Source organism: Xylophilus sp. Leaf220 (assembly GCF_001421705.1).
Taxonomy (GTDB): Bacteria; Pseudomonadota; Gammaproteobacteria; order Burkholderiales; family Burkholderiaceae_C; genus Xylophilus.
Window position 1 is genome coordinate 34568 of sequence record NZ_LMKO01000002.1, and the last position, 17925, is coordinate 52492.

The 17925-nt window shown below is 71.0% G+C and carries 17 protein-coding genes; 10 read left to right on the forward strand and 7 right to left on the reverse strand.

Going from position 1 to position 17925, the window contains the following annotated elements; all coding sequences use genetic code 11:
• Positions 1–7: 7 nt before the first annotated feature.
• Positions 8–976, reverse strand: coding sequence for an ABC transporter substrate-binding protein (locus tag ASE76_RS05070; protein WP_055835781.1), 969 nt, complete (start codon positions 974–976; stop codon positions 8–10).
• Between the two features lie 288 nt (positions 977–1264).
• On the opposite strand from ASE76_RS05070, the gene ASE76_RS05075 reads away from it, so the two are divergent.
• The 3 genes from ASE76_RS05075 to ASE76_RS05085 all read left to right on the forward strand — a co-directional run bounded on the left by ASE76_RS05075 (position 1265) and on the right by ASE76_RS05085 (position 5717).
• Positions 1265–3223, forward strand: a complete 1959-nt coding sequence (locus tag ASE76_RS05075) for a RecQ family ATP-dependent DNA helicase (RefSeq protein ID WP_055835784.1) — start codon at positions 1265–1267, stop codon at positions 3221–3223.
• Between the two features lie 86 nt (positions 3224–3309).
• Positions 3310–3501, forward strand: a complete 192-nt coding sequence (locus tag ASE76_RS05080; RefSeq protein WP_055835787.1) for a hypothetical protein — start codon at positions 3310–3312, stop codon at positions 3499–3501.
• 326 nt (positions 3502–3827) lie between these two features.
• Positions 3828–5717: a phosphoenolpyruvate carboxykinase (GTP) gene (locus tag ASE76_RS05085; protein ID WP_055835790.1), complete on the forward strand. Its 1890-nt coding sequence runs from the start codon at positions 3828–3830 to the stop codon at positions 5715–5717.
• Between the two features lie 134 nt (positions 5718–5851).
• Here the strand turns inward: ASE76_RS05085 and ASE76_RS05090 are convergent, their stop codons facing one another.
• The gene (locus ASE76_RS05090; RefSeq protein ID WP_055835793.1) at positions 5852–6283 is read right to left on the reverse strand and encodes a hypothetical protein; all 432 of its coding nucleotides are present in this window, start codon (positions 6281–6283) and stop codon (positions 5852–5854) included.
• Positions 6284–6416: 133 nt separating this feature from the next.
• On the opposite strand from ASE76_RS05090, the gene ASE76_RS05095 reads away from it, so the two are divergent.
• The gene (locus ASE76_RS05095; RefSeq protein WP_055835796.1) at positions 6417–7382 is read left to right on the forward strand and encodes a LysR family transcriptional regulator; all 966 of its coding nucleotides are present in this window, start codon (positions 6417–6419) and stop codon (positions 7380–7382) included.
• A 232-nt stretch (positions 7383–7614) separates the two neighbouring features.
• On the opposite strand, the gene ASE76_RS20815 is transcribed toward ASE76_RS05095, so the two are convergent.
• Complete coding sequence (locus ASE76_RS20815) at positions 7615–7791, reverse strand: hypothetical protein (protein ID WP_168389216.1); 177 nt, start codon at positions 7789–7791, stop codon at positions 7615–7617.
• A gap of 165 nt (positions 7792–7956) precedes the next feature.
• Between ASE76_RS20815 and ASE76_RS05100 the strand changes: the two genes are divergently transcribed.
• Complete coding sequence (locus tag ASE76_RS05100) at positions 7957–8787, forward strand: metallophosphoesterase (RefSeq protein ID WP_055836191.1); 831 nt, start codon at positions 7957–7959, stop codon at positions 8785–8787.
• A 261-nt stretch (positions 8788–9048) separates the two neighbouring features.
• Positions 9049–9876, forward strand: coding sequence for a transglutaminase family protein (locus ASE76_RS05105; RefSeq protein WP_055835799.1), 828 nt, complete (start codon positions 9049–9051; stop codon positions 9874–9876).
• Positions 9877–9885: 9 nt separating this feature from the next.
• On the opposite strand, the gene ASE76_RS05110 is transcribed toward ASE76_RS05105, so the two are convergent.
• Both ASE76_RS05110 and mntP read right to left on the reverse strand, forming a co-directional pair.
• Complete coding sequence (locus tag ASE76_RS05110; protein ID WP_055835802.1) at positions 9886–11082, reverse strand: MFS transporter; 1197 nt, start codon at positions 11080–11082, stop codon at positions 9886–9888.
• A 95-nt stretch (positions 11083–11177) separates the two neighbouring features.
• Positions 11178–11750, reverse strand: coding sequence for a manganese efflux pump MntP (gene mntP / locus ASE76_RS05115; protein ID WP_055835805.1), 573 nt, complete (start codon positions 11748–11750; stop codon positions 11178–11180).
• Positions 11751–12116: 366 nt separating this feature from the next.
• Between mntP and ASE76_RS05120 the strand changes: the two genes are divergently transcribed.
• Positions 12117–13982, forward strand: coding sequence for an AAA family ATPase (locus ASE76_RS05120; RefSeq protein WP_055835807.1), 1866 nt, complete (start codon positions 12117–12119; stop codon positions 13980–13982).
• 51 nt (positions 13983–14033) lie between these two features.
• On the opposite strand, the gene ASE76_RS05125 is transcribed toward ASE76_RS05120, so the two are convergent.
• Together ASE76_RS05125 and ASE76_RS05130 are read right to left on the reverse strand one after the other, a co-directional pair.
• The gene (locus ASE76_RS05125; protein WP_055835810.1) at positions 14034–14255 is read right to left on the reverse strand and encodes a DUF3606 domain-containing protein; all 222 of its coding nucleotides are present in this window, start codon (positions 14253–14255) and stop codon (positions 14034–14036) included.
• Positions 14256–14361: 106 nt separating this feature from the next.
• Positions 14362–15255, reverse strand: a complete 894-nt coding sequence (locus tag ASE76_RS05130) for a LysR substrate-binding domain-containing protein (RefSeq protein WP_055835813.1) — start codon at positions 15253–15255, stop codon at positions 14362–14364.
• Between the two features lie 139 nt (positions 15256–15394).
• Between ASE76_RS05130 and ASE76_RS05135 the strand changes: the two genes are divergently transcribed.
• The 3 genes from ASE76_RS05135 (at position 15395) to ASE76_RS05145 (ending at position 17576) form a co-directional block, all read left to right on the forward strand.
• Positions 15395–16189, forward strand: a complete 795-nt coding sequence (locus ASE76_RS05135; protein WP_168389217.1) for a sulfite exporter TauE/SafE family protein — start codon at positions 15395–15397, stop codon at positions 16187–16189.
• Positions 16190–16293: 104 nt separating this feature from the next.
• Positions 16294–17100, forward strand: coding sequence for a DUF2076 family protein (locus ASE76_RS05140; RefSeq protein WP_082448019.1), 807 nt, complete (start codon positions 16294–16296; stop codon positions 17098–17100).
• Between the two features lie 152 nt (positions 17101–17252).
• The gene (locus ASE76_RS05145) at positions 17253–17576 is read left to right on the forward strand and encodes a hypothetical protein (RefSeq protein ID WP_055835818.1); all 324 of its coding nucleotides are present in this window, start codon (positions 17253–17255) and stop codon (positions 17574–17576) included.
• Positions 17577–17925: the final 349 nt, after the last annotated feature.

Consider the following 17925-nt stretch of genomic DNA (forward strand, 5'->3'; position numbering starts at 1 on the left):
CGGCGGATTACTTGATGAAGCGGTCGTCGAAGGTCACGGCCAGGTCGGCCGGCGCCTTGCGGATCACGCCGGCGTCGAGCAGGATCTTCTGGGCTTCCTGCATGAAGGCGGTCAGCTCGCCGGCGAAGAACTTCTGGTTGGCCGCCTTGTCCTGCCAGCGCAGGTAGGCCGACGACTTGGCGAACTGCTCGCCCGACTGCTTGACCGCCGCGCCCATGATCTCGTTGGACTTGGCCGGGTCGGCCTTGATCATGTCGAGGGCCTGGAAGTAGGAATCGGCCAGCGACTGCGCCGCCTTCGGGTTGGCCTTGAGCCACTCGGGCGCGCAGCCCACCGTGTCCATCACCATCGGGTAGTCGAGCGTGGTCGCCAGGATCTTGCCGGCGGCCGGGTTGTCGCGCACGGTGGAGAGATAGGGCTCGTAGGTCATGGCGGCGTCGTTCTGGCCGGCCACGAAGGCCTGGGCCGCGGCCTGGGGCGTCATGGTGACGGTCTTCACGTCCTTGAGCGTCATGCCGTTCTTGCCGAGCATCCAGGCCAGGCCGAAGTAGGGCGCGGTGCCGGGCGCGTCGACGCCGATGGTCTTGCCCTTCAGGTCGGCGAAGTTCTTGACGTCGCCGCGCACCGCGATGCCGTCGGCGCCGTAGGACTTGTCCATCTGGAAGATCTGCACGATCGGCACGCCGTTGGCGTTCCAGGCGACGTGCGTCTCGACGGTGGTGGCGGCGCACTGGATCGCGCCCGAGGCCAGCGCCAGGTGGCGGTCCTTCTGCGGGATCATCTTGATCTCCACGTCGAGGCCGTTCTTCTTGAAGATGCCGGCCTTGTCGGCGAGCGTGAGCGGCGCGAAGCCGGTCCAGCCCGACATGCCCAGCACGATCTTCGTGTCCTGCGCTGCCGAGCCGAACGCCAGCGCTGCCGCGCACACGCCGGCCGCCGTGCGGACCGCCAACTTGACCATGGAACGCTTGCTCATCGATCTACCTCTTTGCGATTGAAGAAAAACGGGGTGGTCCGCCCGCGGGCGGCCGCCGGGAACCGGAGACCGGGCAGGCGCCGATTGTCGGGAATGCACCAGACCTGTACATACAGGCTAACCCGCAACCGTGCCGGTGCATTCCACGGGCCGGATGGCACCCGAAAGGCCCGAAAACGGCACGCTCTCCGTGCGCATCTCCCCGGCCCTGCCCAGGTTGACTAGACAAGCACGACACGTGCCAGACCGCAATGGCCGCAAAATCGGGGGCTCACCCGAAAACGCGCCATGCCAGACTCTCTCTCCGCCGATCCGCTGCACATCCTTCACGAGGTTTTCGGATACGACCGGTTCCGCGGGCCCCAGGCGGACATCGTCGAGCACGTCACCGCCGGCGGCGACGCGCTGGTGCTGATGCCGACCGGCGGCGGCAAGTCGCTCTGCTACCAGATTCCGGCGATCGCGCGGCAGCGGGCGGGGCACGGCATCACCATCGTCGTCTCGCCGCTGATCGCGCTGATGCACGACCAGGTGGGCGCGCTGCACGAGGCGGGCGTGGACGCGGCCTTCCTCAACTCGACGCTCGACTGGCAGGAGACGCTGGAGGTCGAGCGCCGCATGTCGCGCGGCGAGATCACTTTGCTCTATGCGGCGCCCGAGCGGCTGACGACGCCGCGCTTCCTGGAGCTGCTCGACGGCCTGCTGCAGGGCGGCCAGCTGGCGCTGTTCGCGATCGACGAGGCGCACTGCGTGAGCCAGTGGGGCCACGATTTCCGGCCCGAGTACCGGGCGCTGTCGATCCTGCACGAGCGCTATGCCGGCGTGCCGCGCATCGCGCTCACCGCCACCGCCGACGCGCTGACCCGGGCCGACATCGTCGAGCGGCTGCAGCTGCAAGACGCGGGCCAGTTCGTCAGCAGCTTCGACCGGCCCAACATCCGCTACCAGATCGTCGAGAAGAAGGACGCCACCACCCAGCTGCTGCGCTTCATCGAGCGGGAGCACCCGGGCGATGCGGGTGTGGTCTATTGCCAGTCCAGGAAGCGCGTCGAGGACCTGGCCGCCACGCTGTCGGCCGCCGGCATCAACGCCCTGCCCTACCACGCGGGCCTGGACGCGAAGGTGCGGCAGAAGCACCAGGACCGCTTCCTGCGCGAGGAAGGCATCGTGATGGTGGCCACCATCGCCTTCGGCATGGGCATCGACAAGCCCGACGTGCGCTTCGTCGGCCACGTGGACATGCCGAAGAACATCGAGGGCTACTACCAGGAGACCGGCCGCGCCGGCCGCGACGGTGCCCCGGCCGACGCCTGGATGGCCTACGGCCTGCAGGACGTGGTGAACCAGCGCCGCATGATCGACGAGAGCCCGGCGGGCGAGCAGTTCAAGCAGGCGCTGGTCGGCAAGCTGGAAGCGCTGCTGGCCCTGGCCGAGGCGACCGACTGCCGGCGGGTGCGGCTGCTGTCGTACTTCGGCGAGGCGTACGGCGCCGCAGGACCGCTCCAAGGCGGCCGTGTCTCCCCCTCTGGGGGTGGCGAAGCACACGAAGTGGCAAGCCGGGGGGCTCCCAAGTACACGTGCGGCAACTGCGACAACTGCCTGAACCCGCCCGAACTGTGGGACGGCACCGAGGCGGCGCAGATACTGCTCTCGACCATCTACTGGATCCGCAAGCAGCAGGGCATCGGCTTCGGCGCCGGCCACATCATGGACATCGTGCGCGGCAAGGAGACCGACAAGACCAAGCAGCACGGCCACGACGGGCTCTCGACCTTCGGCCGCGGATCGGACTTCAGCGAGGCGCAGCTGCGCGGCGTGCTGCGCCAGCTGATCGCGACCGGCGCGCTGCATGTCGATGCCGAGGCCTACAACACGCTGCAGCTGATGCCCGGCGCCCGGGCGGTGCTCAAGGGCGAGGTGCCGGTGCGGCTGCGCGCGTCGATCTCGGCGCCGGCCGAGCGCAAGCCCCGGCGCGAGCGCAGCGGAACCGGCAAGACCGCGTCGCCCGCCGCCGCCGCGCTCGACGCGGACGGCCAGACGCGCTTCGCGGCGCTGAAGGCCTGGCGCGCCGAGGTGGCGCGCGAGCACAACCTGCCGGCCTACGTGATCTTCCACGACGCGACCCTGGCCGCCATCGCCGAGCGGGCGCCACGCTCGCAGGACGACCTGCACGGCATCACCGGCATCGGCGCCAAGAAGCTCGAGGCCTACGGCGACGAGGTGCTGCGGGTGTCGATGGGGGCGTGAAATCCCCCAGACGGCGAACCGCCGCGCAGGGGCATCCGGCCGCTAAAATCGGCCGCTGCACCGATGCACCTCCCGAAGGAAGCCCCATGCCCCTACCCGTCAATGCCGCCACCAACACGCCCGAGCCGGACAACTCCCACGATCCGCGCGCGCACATCGCGGCCGAGCACGAGAAGGACGCGGTCGAGCAGGTGGTGCACCTGATGCCGATCGTGCTGCCCATCGTCGGCGGCGTGCTGATGTTCCTGCTGGCCTTCATCGCGATCTACATGGCCTGACCGGGCGGCGGGCCGGCCCGCATCGGTCTGCGCGGGCGACGCCCGCGTCCCCCTCCCGAAAGCCGCGCTCGACGCGGCTTTTTGCCGTCCGGCCATCGTCATCGCGCGCATAACCCCATGCTTTGTTTGCATGAAATTACAGGGTAATCCGGTTTCGCTTCCGGCCCGGATTCATAAAATCGTCATCCGCCCCCGCCGAAACCGGCTTGCGCCGCACCCCGGGGTGCCTGCAGCAACGCCCATCGGTAGTCCGGAGCCGCCTTCTCCAAGACCACCCGCGCACGCGGTCTTGGACAAGACGGTTTTCAAACTCAGGAGCTCGACCGATGAACGCCCCCACCCAAGGACTGCCCGTACAGGCCCCTTCCTACGTCAAGAACGCCCGGCTGATCGCCTGGGTGTCGGAGATGGCCGCCCTCTGCAAGCCGCAGGACATCGTCTGGTGCGACGGCAGCGACGAGGAATACGCCCGCTTCTGCCAGCAGCTGGTCGATGCCGGCACCTTCAAGCGCCTCAACCCGGCCAAGCGCGCCAACAGCTTCCTGGCCTGCTCCGACCCGAGCGACGTGGCACGGGTGGAGGACCGCACCTTCATCTGCTCCGAGAAGCAGGAAGACGCCGGCCCGACCAACAACTGGAAGGCCCCGGCCGAGATGCGCGGCATCCTGCAGCCGCTGTTCGACGGCTGCATGGCGGGCCGCACGATGTACGTGGTGCCGTTCTCGATGGGGCCCCTCGGCAGCGACATCGCCCACATCGGCGTCGAGCTGTCCGACAGCGCCTATGTGGCGGTGAACATGAAGCTGATGACCCGCATGGGCCGCGCGGTGCTCGACGTGCTGGGCGACGACGGCGAGTTCGTGCCCTGCCTGCACACCGTCGGCGCGCCCCTGGCCGCCGGCCAGCAGGACGTGGCCTGGCCGTGCAATCCCACCACCAAGTACATCGTGCACTTCCCCGAGACGCGCGAGATCTGGTCGTACGGTTCGGGCTACGGCGGCAATGCGCTGCTGGGCAAGAAGTGCCTGGCGCTGCGCATCGCCTCGGCCATGGGCCGCGCCGAAGCGACCGACACGGCCACCGGCTGGCTGGCCGAGCACATGCTGATCCTGGGCGTGCAGTCGCCCGCCGGCAAGAAGTACCACGTGGCGGCGGCGTTCCCGTCGGCCTGCGGCAAGACCAACTTCTCGATGCTGGTGCCGCCACCGGCCCTCGACGGCTGGAAGGTCACCACCATCGGCGACGACATCGCCTGGATCAAGCCCGCGGCCGACGGCAGGCTGTATGCGATCAACCCCGAGGCCGGCTACTTCGGCGTGGCCCCCGGCACCAACATGCTGACCAACCCCAACTGCATGAAGAGCCTGGACCGCGACGTGATCTTCACCAACGTGGCGCTCACCGACGACGGCGACGTCTGGTGGGAAGGCATGGAGCAGGACGCACCGGGCAAGGCGCTGCCGGCGCACCTGATCGACTGGCAGGGCAAGGACTGGACGCCGCAGATCGCCAAGGAGACCGGCGCCAAGGCCGCGCATCCCAATTCGCGCTTCACCGTGGCGGCCACCAACAACCCGGCGCTCGACAGCGCCTGGGACGATCCGGCCGGTGTGCCGATCGACGCCTTCCTGTTCGGCGGCCGCCGCTCCACCACCGTGCCGCTGGTGACCGAGGCCCGCAACTGGAACGAAGGCGTCTACATGGCCGCCACCATGGGCTCCGAGACCACCGCCGCCGCCTTCGGCCAGCAGGGCGTGGTGCGCCGCGACCCGTTCGCGATGCTGCCGTTCGCCGGCTACAACATGAGCGAGTACTTCCAGCACTGGATCGACCTGGGCGCCAAGCTGCAGGCCCGGGGCGCGAAGCTGCCGAAGATCTACCAGACCAACTGGTTCCGCAAGGGTGCCGACGGCAAGTTCGCCTGGCCCGGCTACGGCGAGAACATGCGCGTGCTGAAGTGGATGATCGACCGCATCGAAGGCACGGCCGGCGCCGGCGTCGATCACCTCACCGGCACCAGCCCCGCCTACGAAGACCTGAACTGGACCGGCCTGGACTTCACCCCCGCGCAGTTCGACACGGTGACCCGCACCGACGACGCCGCCTGGGGCGCCGAGCTGGCACTGCACGACGAGCTGTTCGCCCAGCTGGCGCGCGGCCTGCCGCAGGAGCTGAAGGACACCCGCGCGGAACTGGAAGCGCGCATCCAGGGCTGATCGCCCGCCGCGCACCGGCTGCGGTGCGCCGGTGCAGGCCCTGCGCCGACCGACCGCCCATTGAAAAAGCCGCTGGCCCCTTCCGGGACCAGCGGCTTTTCTGCAGGCGGGGCGCGTCGCGCGCCCGGCGCCGATCAGAAGTAGTTGCGGACGTCGCGGGCGGCACCCATGCTCATCGCGCGGCTGATGTCGGCCATCACGCGGGCATCGGTCATGGCGACGCGCATCATCTGGCGGTCCTGCTCGGCGGCGATCTGGCGCTCGTTCCAGGCGAAGACGGTGGCGCGCAGCGTGATCGCGGCGCGGCGCAGCGGGCCGGCCAGCAGGGCCAGGGCGGCGAAGGCGATGGCCCAGAGCACGGCCCAGGCGGTCAGCAGATGGCCTTCGGACCAGGTGTCGACCACCTGGTTGGCGACGACGAGGACGGCCGACACGACGGCGGCCAGCAGCAGCGAAGCGCCGCCACGGGCGCCCTGGACGAGGCCGGAGACATGCTCGACGGTGCGGACCGCGCGGTTGGCGCCGACGTGCTGGGAAGAGAACTGAGGGTGTACGAAGCTGGTCATGGTGATCTCCTGCGGGTAGCGCCGGAAGAGGATTTCAGCGCCTGGGGTGAATATTAGGGTTTACCCCGGCATTCCTCAAATTTATTTGCGTGATGCTTGGCATTCACCACGGTGATGGCCTATCGTGCGGCGCATGGCTTCCACCAACTTCCGCGCCCTCGATCTCAACCTGCTGCGGGTCTTCGACGAGGTGATGGCCGAGCGCAACCTCACCCGCGCGGCCCACAACCTGTCGATCACCCAGCCGGCCGTCAGCAACGCCCTGCGGCGCCTGCGCGAGGTGCTGGGCGACGAGTTGCTTCGGCGCAACGGTGCGGTGATGGAGCCGACCGCCCGGGCCGCGGCGATCTGGCCCGACGTGCGCGAGGCGCTGCGGCAGCTGCAGCGCTCGCTGGCGCCCGACGTGTTCGTGCCGGCCGAGGCGTCCACCGCCTTCGTGCTGGCAATGGCCGACGCCACCGCGGCGGTGGTCATGCCGGCGCTGGTCAACATCATGGAAGCGGAAGCGCCGGGCATCCAGGTGCGGGTGGTGCCGCTGGCCACCCGCGACCCGCGCCGGCTGCTGGCCGACGAAGAAGCCGATATGGCGGTCGGCTACTTTCCCGCGGTGATGGCCGACCTGACCGCCCGCAGCCAGGCCGGCGAGTTGGAGAGCTTCGCCCACCACCGGCTCTACGACGGCCAGTACGTCTGCGTGATGCGGCGCGGCCATCCGCTGTCGGAGCTATCGCAGGACGCGTTCACCATCGACCGTTTCTGCGCGGCGCGCCACATGCTGGTGAGTTTTTCGGGGCGCCCCTACGGCTTCATCGACGAGGCGCTGTCGCTGTTGGGGCGCACCCGCCACGTGGCGGTCACGGTGAACCAGTTCTTCACCGCCGGCCGGGTGGTGGCCCAGTCGGACATGCTGACCATCCTGCCGCGCCATTTCGTCGGCGCGACCGGCCTGGCCGAACACATCGTCTGGCGCCCCCTGCCGTTCCCGGTACCGACCGTCCACGTCGACGCCCTCTGGCACCGCCGCCAGCAACCGTCGGCCGCGCACGAGTGGCTGCGCAACGCGGTGGAGCGATCGGCAGTGCTGCATCCACTGCTGTGAGTGAATAGAAAGTTCAAGAACGATTGAGACGCTAGCCGGCTCGGGAAAAAGGCCTATAGCTATCAATTAAATAGCGTCGGCTATGGAAACTGGTATTCCCACACAACGCAGAAGATGTGAAAGAACCGTAGCGGGCGGCCCGAGTGTGCGTGGAGGACCGGAGCCGTACTCAGGTACGGTGAGGACCGCAGGCGCGCAATCGGGCCGCGCAGCAGGTTCTCTCACATCTTCGTCAGCGGATGACGCTGAGGTAGGCGCGCGCAGCCTGGCGCAGCTCGTGGGCGTGGTGCGGGTCCTGGCCGGCGCGGGCCTCGGCGCTTTCCATCAGGCGGTTGGCAATGCCGGCCGGCGGTGCCATCCCGCGGGAGGCAGGGGCGGAGCTCAGGAGGCGGGCGATCAGCGTGAACATGGCGTCTTGCACCTTGTGGGTGCATCAAAAAGTGGCGATAGGGGTAGATTAAGGGTTTTCCCTAGCCTTGCCCACCCCTTGCCCATGCCGAGCGTGCATAACCTGTTCCACTCTGGTGCGCAGCGCACGGGAATGGGCAGCGTCGCCGCACCGCACAATGGCCGAATGCAGCTACAGCTCCTGTCCGACCTGCACCTGGAAGTGCAACCCGATTTCGGCTTTTCGCCCACGCCCGGCGCCGACCTCCTGGTCCTGGCGGGCGACATCGGCTCCCACCATCCGTCCTCCCGCCTGCCGGGCGACGATTTCGGCCTTGCCCGCTTCTCGCCACTGCCGCAGTTCGGCGGCTGGCCGCAGCCGGTGCTGTTCGTGCCGGGCAACCACGAATACGACGGGCAGGATGTCGACGCCGCCCGGCTCCGGCTGCGGCGCCTCTGCGACCGGCTCGGCATCGGCTGGCTCGACCGCGAAACCGTCGCGGTCGACGGCGTGCGTTTCCTGGGCACCACCCTCTGGGCCGATTTCGAGGCCCTGGTCCCCGCCGGTGCGGCACCCGCCGCCGCGCTCAAGGCCCGCGGCAAGGCGATGCGCGCCGCCGATTTCTACCTGCGGAAGACCGGCACCACCCGCCACGGCGCGCCCTGGCTGTCCGAAGGCGTGCGGGAGGAAGCCCTGGCCTGCCAGCAGTGGCTGGCCGGCGCGCTGGCCACGCCCTTCGCCGGGCCGACGGTGGTCGTCACCCACTTCGCGCCCAGCCTGGGCAGCGCCGATCCGCGCTACGGCCTGGTGCCCGGGACCGCCGGCTTCTGCAACGCGCTCGACCCTCTGCTGCCCCGGGCCCAGCTCTGGCTGCACGGCCACCTGCATGCGCCCAGCGACTACCGGCAGGCCGGCTGCCGGGTGGTGGCGAACCCGCTGGGCTATGCCGGCAAGGGCGAGCAGGCGACGTTCCGGCCGCACTGGCTGGTCGAGGTGCCCGCGCTACGAAAACCATAGCTGCATGCCGGCGATCCACGCCGGCCCCAGGCCATTTTCGTTCGCAGTATCGGCCGGTGCGCCCCGGCGGGGCACGCACCGGCCGTACCGCCGCATCCGGAAAACCCCGCCGCGCCGCAGAGCCGGGCAGGCGGCCTACACCGGATGCGGGGCGCCGCCGGTTACGCTCGGGGTCTACAAGGCGCGGCACGACAGCTGCGCTTTTTTTCGTTCCGACTTTCGGCGTCTGCACGGCGCCCGTCCCTTCCCACGCTCCGCCCCATGAAACTCAAAGCCCACTGCTCGATGACCGTGACCGCCTATGCCGACAGCCCGGTCGTCGCCGTGCTGCGGCCCCGCAGCGGCCGGGCGCAGTGGATGATGAGCGAGCGCTACGAAATCTCGCCGCTGGTGCCCACCTCGGAGATGGTCGACCCGTACGGCAACCTCTGCCAGCGCTTCACCGTGCCGCAGGGTACGATGCGCATCGAGGTCGAGATGGTGCTGCAGGCGGAGGACCACATCGCGGTGCAGCACGACGCCCACTACACGCCGGTGGCGCTGCTGCCCGACGACGTGCTGCACTACCTGCTGCCGAGCCGCTACTGCCCGTCGGACAAGATGCAGGGCCAGGCACTCTCCCTGGTGCAGGGCCATGCGCCCGGCTACGCGCAGGTGGAGGCGATCCGCGCCTGGATCCACGCCAACATCGAGTACCGCTACGGCGTGAGCACCCCCAACACCGACGCGCTTGACACGCTGATCCACGGCGCGGGCGTCTGCCGCGACTTCTCGCACGTGGGCATCGCGCTCTGCCGGGCGCTGAAGATCCCGGCGCGGGTGGTCGTGGGCTACCTCTGGCAGCTGGACCCGATGGACATGCACGCCTGGTTCGAGGCCTTCGTCGGCGGCCGCTGGTACACCTTCGACGCCACCCAGTCGGAGCCCCGCGGCGGCCGCATCGTGGTGGCCTACGGCCGCGACGCCGCCGACGTGGCCTTCATCAGCGACTACGGCGCGGTGCCGCTGCAGATGGGCGAGATGCACACCACCGTCACCCGGCTCGACATGCCCGAGCCGGAGCCTTCGCAGCCGACGCCCGCCGGCTGAGCGCGGCCGTCAGGCCTGCACGGTGCGCGGCGCACCGGGCCACATCCGCACCGCCAGGGCGGCCGCGGCGGTCAGGGTGGCCATGGCGCACACCGCCGTCCAGCCGCCGTGGGCCAGCACCAGGCTGCCGAGGGCCGCGCCGCTGGCCATGCCGACGAACATGGCGGTGAACAGCACCGCGTTGAGCCGGCTGCGCGCCGCAGGCTCGATGCCGAAGACGATGGTCTGGTGCGCCACCAGCGTGGCCTGCATGCCCAGGTCGAAGCCCACCGCGCTGACCGCGATCAGCCACAGGCGGTCGGGCCCCGCCGCCATCGCCAGGAACGACACCGCCACCAGCCCGGCGCCCAGCCGCGCCACCAGCTCCGGCCCCTTGCGGTCGGCGATGCGGCCGGCCAGCGGTGCGGCCAGCGCACCCACCGCGCCCGCCAGGCCGAAGGCGCCGGCGGCGGTGCTGCCCAGGTGGAACGGCGCGCCGTGCAGCATCACCGCCAGCGTCGACCAGAAGGCGCTGAAGCCGACGCTCAGCAGCGCCTGGGCCAGCGCGGCCCGGCGCAGCGCCGGGTGCCGCCGCCACAGGGTGCCGAGCGAGGCCAGCAGCGCGCCGTAGGGCAACTGGGTGGTGGGTGCGAAGCGCGGCAGCCCGCGCCAGGCGGCCACCGCCAGCAAGGCGATGCTGAGCGCGGCGGCGCCGTACATCGTGCGCCAGCCGAAGTGCTCGGCCACGAAGCCGCTCACCACCCGCGACAGCAGCACGCCCAGCAGCAGCCCGGTCATCACCGTGCCCACGGTGCGGCCCCGGCTGGCGGCCGGCGCCAGGGTGGCGGCGGCGGGCACCAGGTCCTGCGCCAGGGTGGCGGCCAGCCCGATCGCCAAGCTGCCCGCCAGCAGCACGCCGAGCGACGGCGCCAGCGCGCACAGCAGCAGCGCCAGGCACAGCACGCCGGCCTTGGCCAGGATGATCCGCCGGCGGTCGAACCGGTCGCCCAGCGGCGCCAGCGTCAGGATGCCGAGCGCGTAGCCCAGCTGCGTGAGCGTCGGCACCAGGCCGATGGTGGTGGCGCCCACCCGCAGGTCGGGGCCGAGCACCCCGAGCATCGGCTGGCTGTAGTAGAGCGACGCCACCGCCAGCCCGGCACCGACGGCCAGCAGCAGCACCAGGCTGCCGGGAACGTCGGCCTGCGGCGAAGGAGAGTGCGTCGTCATCGAATTCGCCCGGGTGGTGGAAACCCGACATTCTGCGGGCCGCGCCCGCACGGCGCCGTCGGCCGCCCGAAAGGCCGGACGCGGCCGCGCCGTCCTCAGCCCCCGGCGCGGCCCAGGTGCTCGTACAGGATGGTGCAGCCGATGCCGATCAGCACCACGCCGCCGACGATCTCGGCACGCTTGCCGACGACGCGGCCCAGCACCCGGCCGACCATCACGCCGGCGGTCACCATCAGCGTGGTCGCCAGGCCGATGGCCAGCGCGGTGGGAAGGATCTCCACGTCGACGAAGGCCAGGCCCACGCCGACGGCCATCGCGTCGATGCTGGTGCCTACGCCGGTCAACACCAGCACCCAGAAGGCGTTGCGCTGCGGGCGGTCTTCCTCGGCCTCGTGCGCCGACAGTCCCGAGCGGATCATCCGCAGGCCCAGCACGCTGAGCAGCACCAGGGCGATCCAGTGGTCCCAGGCCTTGACGTAGCTGGCGGCGGCCAGGCCCGCGGCCCAGCCGATGACGGGGGTGATGGCCTCGATGGTGCCGAAGATGAGGCCGGTGCGCAGCGCCTCGCGGAAGCGGGGCTTGTGCAGCGCGGCGCCCTTGCCGACGGCCGCGGCGAAGGCGTCGGTCGACATGGCGAAGGCCAGGAACAGGGTGGAGGCGAGATTCATGGGGAGCACAGACGCAGCCGGTTGCAAGACACCGCGGCGCACCACCACCCGGCCGTCCCGTGTCGGTGCACCGCTGGTCTCGCCAACCTTCCGGCTACCCGCACCACGGCACGCACGGTGCCGAGTCTGTTGACGCGGGCGCTGCCGACATCCGGCAGCAGGCTACTCCCCAAAGGAGGCGCGATTCTAGCCGCGCCCCGCGGCCGGCCGTGGCGCCCGCCCTACGCGGAGCAGGGCCGGGCGGATGCAATGGGCCTGCGCGGCACTGGAGAAATTGCCTAACAAAAAGGCAACCCGTAGGTCTTTTCCTACAATCTTGCTACCGCGCGCCGCAGGCGTTGGCGCCTGCCGCGGGGCCCCCACCGCATGAAACAGAACCTGCTCCGCTTCGTGAAGACCTACCGCCTGGCCGTCGGCGGCATCGCCCTCGCCGTGCTCGCCGCGCTGGCGGTGGGCCTCTGGCCCGGCTTTTCGGCACCGGCCGGCGCCCTGCCCGCCGGCGCCGCCGGCCAGCAGATGGCCGCCGACCCGGCCCGATGGGGCGCGACCCAGCGCGACGGCTCGGCCCTGCTGGCCGACCTGCGCACCGGCAGCGTCGCCGCGGTGGGCGTCACCCCGCACGCGCTGCTGGTCACCACCACCGGCGGCGAGCGCTACTACGTGGTCGACGGCCGCGGCGCCTTCGCCGGCCTGGTGGTGCAGCAGGCGCAGAGCGCCGCCACCCCGGCCTTCGAGTTGGCGATGCTGCCGCAGGTGCGCGTCGGCGCCGACACCTCGCAGGCCTGGGACCGCGGCATGGAGCTGTTCCGCGCGCTGATCAGCCTGCTGCTGCCGATCCTGCTGATCGGCGCGATGTTCTACCTGATGCGCCGGGACGTGACCTCGCTCTCGAAGCTGGTCGAGAAGCCCACCGGCGTCTCGTTCTCCTCGGTGGTGGGCGCGGGCGAGGCCAAGTCGGCGCTGGCCGACGTGGTGCAGTTCCTGCACCAGCCGGCGCGCTTCGCCGCGCTGGGCGCACGGGCGCCGCGCGGCATCCTGATGCTGGGCGGCCCGGGCGTTGGCAAGACGCTGCTGGCCAAGGCGATGGCGGGCGAGGCCGGCGTCAACTTCATCGCCACCAATGGCAGCGAGTTCAGCTCCAAGTTCTACGGCGTGGGGGTGTCGAAGGTCAAGCAGCTTTTCGCCACCGCCCGCAAGAACGCGCCGTGCATCCTGTTCATCGACGAGATCGACGGCCTCTCGAAGCGCAGCTCGGGCACCGGCGCGGCCGAGAGCGAGGGCAACCGCATCATCAACCAGGTGCTGGTCGAGATGGACGGCTTCGCCGACAACGAGGGCGTGATCGTCATCGGCGCGACCAACCTCGCCGACAACCTCGACGAGGCGCTGCTGCGCGAGGGCCGCTTCGACCGCCGGGTGAACGTGAAGCTGCCCGACGTACGCGACCGCGCCGACATCCTGCGGCTCTACGCCGGCAAGCTGCCGACGATGCCCGAGGCCGATTTCGACCAGCTGGCCCGCATGACCACCGGCCTGGCGCCGGCGGCGCTGGCCCACATCGTCAACCACGCGGCCCTGGTCGCGGCCCGCGGGGACGCGCAGCGGGTCACCATGGCCCACCTGATGGAGTCGGTGGAGACCACCCGCATCGGCGAACTCAACGGCGGCCAGCGCGCGCTGTCGGAGGGCGAGCTGCGGCGCATCGCGGTGCACGAGGCGGGCCATGCGGTGGTGGCCTCGGCGCTGCGCTCGGGCAAGGTCGAGAAGGTCACCATCCTGCCGCGCGGCGGCGCCCTGGGCGTGACGCTGGTGACGCAGGAAGAGGACAAGGTGCTCTACCCGAAGAGCTTCATCGAGGCCCGCATCCAGATGCTGCTGGCCGGCCGCGGCGCCGAACTGATGCTGCTGGGCGAAGCCTCGAGCGGCGCGGCGCAGGACCTGCAGGAGGCGTCTCGCCTGGCGCTCGACATGGTCGGCCGCTTCGGCCTGTCGCCCGAGGCCGGCCTGTTCAGCCTGGCCGCCGTGCCCGAGGCGCACGCCGGCTCGGCGGTGGGCGACGCGGTGCGCCAGGCCAACACCCTCTTGGTGGCGCTGGAAGCCCGCTGCACCGAAGTGCTGGAAGCCCACCTGCCTGCCCTGAAGGCGCTGACGGCCGAACTGCTGGAGCAGGAAGAAGTCGACGGCGACCGGGTGGAAGAGCTGGTGCATTCCCCGCTGCGGCGCGCGGCATGAAAAAAGCCGGCCGCATGGCGCGGCCGGCTGTCGGTTCGGCGCGAAGGCCGGTCAGTTTCCGGCGCCGAGTTCGTCCACTCGGTCGGCATTGGTGATGCTGCGCGATCCCTTGAGGTGCATCTCGACATCGGTCGCGCGGTCGCCGGCGGCCTTCACCGCGTCCTGCAGCTGCTCCTCGCTCACGTCGAATTTCTCGGCCCATTCGGCGCGTGCGCCGGCGTCTGCGATGTCGATGCGGTCGGGCTGGGTGCCGCCGGTGGTGGAAGTGGTCATGCCGGTCTCCTGGAAGTCGTGGATCAGTGAAGCGGTCCACCGTACGGAAGCCCCGCCGCAGCGTGTGTAGGCAAAGGGCGCGCATCGCTGCGCGCGACGGGGGCGCTCAGGGCGCGTCGGCCGCGAGCAGCGACCGAACCAGCGCCGCGGCCGGCGGCGCGAGCGTCTCGCCCGGCCGGGTGCAGAGCAGCAGTGCGCGCCGGGCCCAGGCCTCGTCGATCGCGAGCCGGGCCAGCCGCGCCGGGCGGCCGTAGCGCAGCGCCGCGGCGCGCGGCACGATGCCGGCACCGATGCCCTGCTCGACCATGCGGCACACCGCCTCGAAGCTGCCGACCCGCACCCGGTAGCGCAACCGCTGCCCGAACCGACGGGCCTGCCGGGCGATGTGCTCCTGCAGCGGGTTGCCGGCCGACAGGCCGACGAATTCCAGCGCCGCCGCGTCGGCCATCCCGACCCGTCGCGACGCCGCGAGCGGATGGCCGCGCGGCACGACGAGCACCAGCGGATCGGGCCGGAAATGCACCGCCTGCAGGCCCGCGACGTCCACCGCGTCCGAGACGATGCCGATGTCGGCATCGCCGCGCCGCAGCGCCTCGGCCGTCTCGTCGCTCGGCCGCTCCTCCAGCTCCACCGACAGGCCGGGATGCGCGGCCAGGAACCGCGCCAGCGGCACCGGCAGGTGCTCCGCCATCGCCGAGGTGTTGCACAGCAGCCGGACCTGGCCGCGCAGGCCCTGGCCATAGGCGGCCAGGTCGCCGTGCAGCTGGTCCATCTGCTGCAGCACGCGCCGGGCATGGTGCAGCAGCGTGCGGCCGGCCTCGGTCGGCTCCACGCCGCGGGCCCGGCGCAGCAGCAGCGGCACGCCCAGCGCGTCCTCCATGCCCCGCACCCGTTGGCTGGCGCTGGCCAGCGCCATGTGGCTGCGCGCGGCGCCGGCGGTGAGGCTGCCGGACGCCGCCACATGCAGGAACAGCTTCAGGTCGGTGAGGTCGAAGCGCATGCGCGAACGCTAGCACGTCAGCCTCAGGCCGGGACGAAGGCAGGCTGCGGAAACCGCAGATAGGCAGGCGCCGCGGCACCGCCCACACTGGCGGCCGGCGCGGCCCGCGGTGCGGCCGCCGGCAGCGAAAGGAGCGGAGATGGACATGCATTTGGTCGGTGGCGGCCTGGCGTCGGGGACCGGCGTCGGCGCGTGGCTGGCCGCCGGCGCGGTCTTCCTGCTGGCGGGCGGCATCAAGGGCCTGGTGGGGCTGGGCCTGCCCACGGTGGCGATGGCGCTGCTGGCGCTGTGGATGGCGCCGGCCCAGGCGGCGGCGCTGCTGGTGGTGCCGTCGCTGGTGACCAATGCCTGGCAGCTGCGCCCCCTTGCCACCCTTTGGCCGCTGGCGCGCCGGCTGGCCGGCATGCAGGCGGGCACAGTGGCCGGCACCCTGCTGGGCGCCCTGGCCTTCGGCGCGCCCGCCGGCGCCGCCAGCGGCGTGCTGCTGGGCGTGGCGCTGGTCGTCTATGCCGCCTGGGGACTCGCCGGACGGCCGTGGCAGGTGCCGCCGGCGCAGGAGCGCTGGCTGGGTCCGGCGGTGGGCATGGCCACCGGGCTGGTCACCGCGCTGACCGGCGTGTTCATCCTGCCGGCCGTGCCCTACCTGCAGGCGCTCGGGCTGCAGCGGGATGCGCTGGTGCAGGCGATGGGCATCGCCTTCACCACCTCGACCATGGCACTCGCCGCCGGCCTGCTGCTGGCGCCCGCGGCGGCCGGGACGCCGCACACGCTGCCGGCCGCCGCGTCGCTGGTCCTGCTGCTGCCGGCGCTGGCCGGCATGGCGCTGGGCCAGCGCCTGCGGCAGCGCCTGCCGGTGGCCGTTTTCCGGCGCTGCCTGTTCGCGAGTCTGGCGGCGCTCGGCACCTACATGGTGGTGCGGGTGGCCTTGGCTTAGACCACGCTTAACGGGCCGCGGGCCGCGGAACATCCGCCGCGTGCGACAGTCGTACCGCGTGCCCGGCTACCTGGATGGGCGCGTGAAAAAAGGATGCCCGCACCATGACGCCCCAAGAACACCGCATGCTCGACGACTTCCTGGACCGGCTGGCCCGGGTGGGAAGCGTCGCCAAGGACCCTGCCGCCGACGCCCTGATCCGCGAACGGCTGGCCGTACAGCCCGATGCACCTTATCTGCTGGTGCAGCGCGCCCTGCTGCTGCAGCAGGCGCTGGACGACGCGCAGCGGCAGATCGCGCAATTGAAGCAGGCCACGGCGCAGGCGCCGGCCGAAGGCAGCTTCCTCTCGCCCGCGCCCGCACCGGAGCCGGGCTTCGGCCGCGCGCCGTCGCAGACCTACATGCCGCCGCCCGCGGGCTTTCCGCCCGCCGCCGCGGTGCAGCCGCCGTCGGCACCGGTCGGCGGTTGGCGCGAGCGGCTCTTCGGCGCCCCGCCGTCCGCCGGCCAGCCGCCGACAGCGCCGCTGCAGGCGGCCCCGGCAGGCGGCGGCTCCGGCTTCCTGGGCCAGGCGGCCGCCACCGCGGCGGGCGTGGCCGGCGGCATGTTCCTGTTCAACGGCCTGCAGCACTGGGGCGAGCATGCCGGCGGCGCCGCGAAGAACCTGGTGGACGGATCGCCCCTCGCAGCGGCCACGGCCGGAGGACACGACGACCCCGCCAACCAGCGCATCGGCGATGCGCTCGGCCCGCGCGACGACGTTTCGGCCGGCAGCGGCTCGGCCAGCCCTTTCCTCTCGGACAACGGCGCCTACGCCGACGCGTCGCGGCAAACCGCCGTCGACGACGGCAGCGGGAGCTGGCTGGTGGACGACGGCGGATTCGCCGACGACGACGGCGACAACTTCATCTGACGATCGCGGCCACCGCGAAGGCCACCCCGTCCCCGGGATGCCGCAGGACGGCTCCGCCGGGCCGCCGGTGTCGCCCCCTCGCAAGGGGTGGTCGTAGACGCGACCCGCTCAGCCCGGGGGTGAGCCGAGCCAGGGCGGTGATAGGCTTCCGCATGGATTACGACGAAAACCAGCTGTCGCTGCCGCCCTCCTTCCACGCGCTCTACCTCGACGAGCGCCAGCGCCCCACGGCGCCGCTGGCCGCCGTGCAGGGCCGCTACGAACTCTGCGAAGACCTGGCCCAGCACCTGACCGGACAGGCCCTCGCCCTGCAGCCCGACGGTTTCGCCGAGCAGCATGCGCTGCTGCAGCGCTTCTACGCGACGCTTTCGGTTCCCGAGGCGGGCCTGCTCCACGTCGAGGCGCGCTGGGTGACCCGGCGCCTGGCCGAGTTGCTCGACTGGCCGCCCGAGACTGCCGACGAAACGCCGGCCTAGCGCCCTCCGGCTCTGCTCCTTTTTCGATAGCTGAATATCGGCGTGCAACGTCGGCCGCGGCTACTTTTCATCCGAATCGCACGCACCGAAGCTCGTCTGCTGCGCACCAGCGGTCGCCCGGACAGAACACGCCAACTGCTTCACACCTAAAGCTTTACGCATGCTTTACCACCAGGCTGTCGCAGCAGGCGCAGGCACCGTTCTCCACACCTGCCAATTTGATCAGGGTGAAAGAAACTTTCTTATCGCCCGTAGAAATAGCGAATTACAGGGATAACGACAGGCGCACGGCCTACAAAAACCCGCAAACTGCAACGCTCTAATGGCCGCGCCTGTAAGCAGGTGTCAA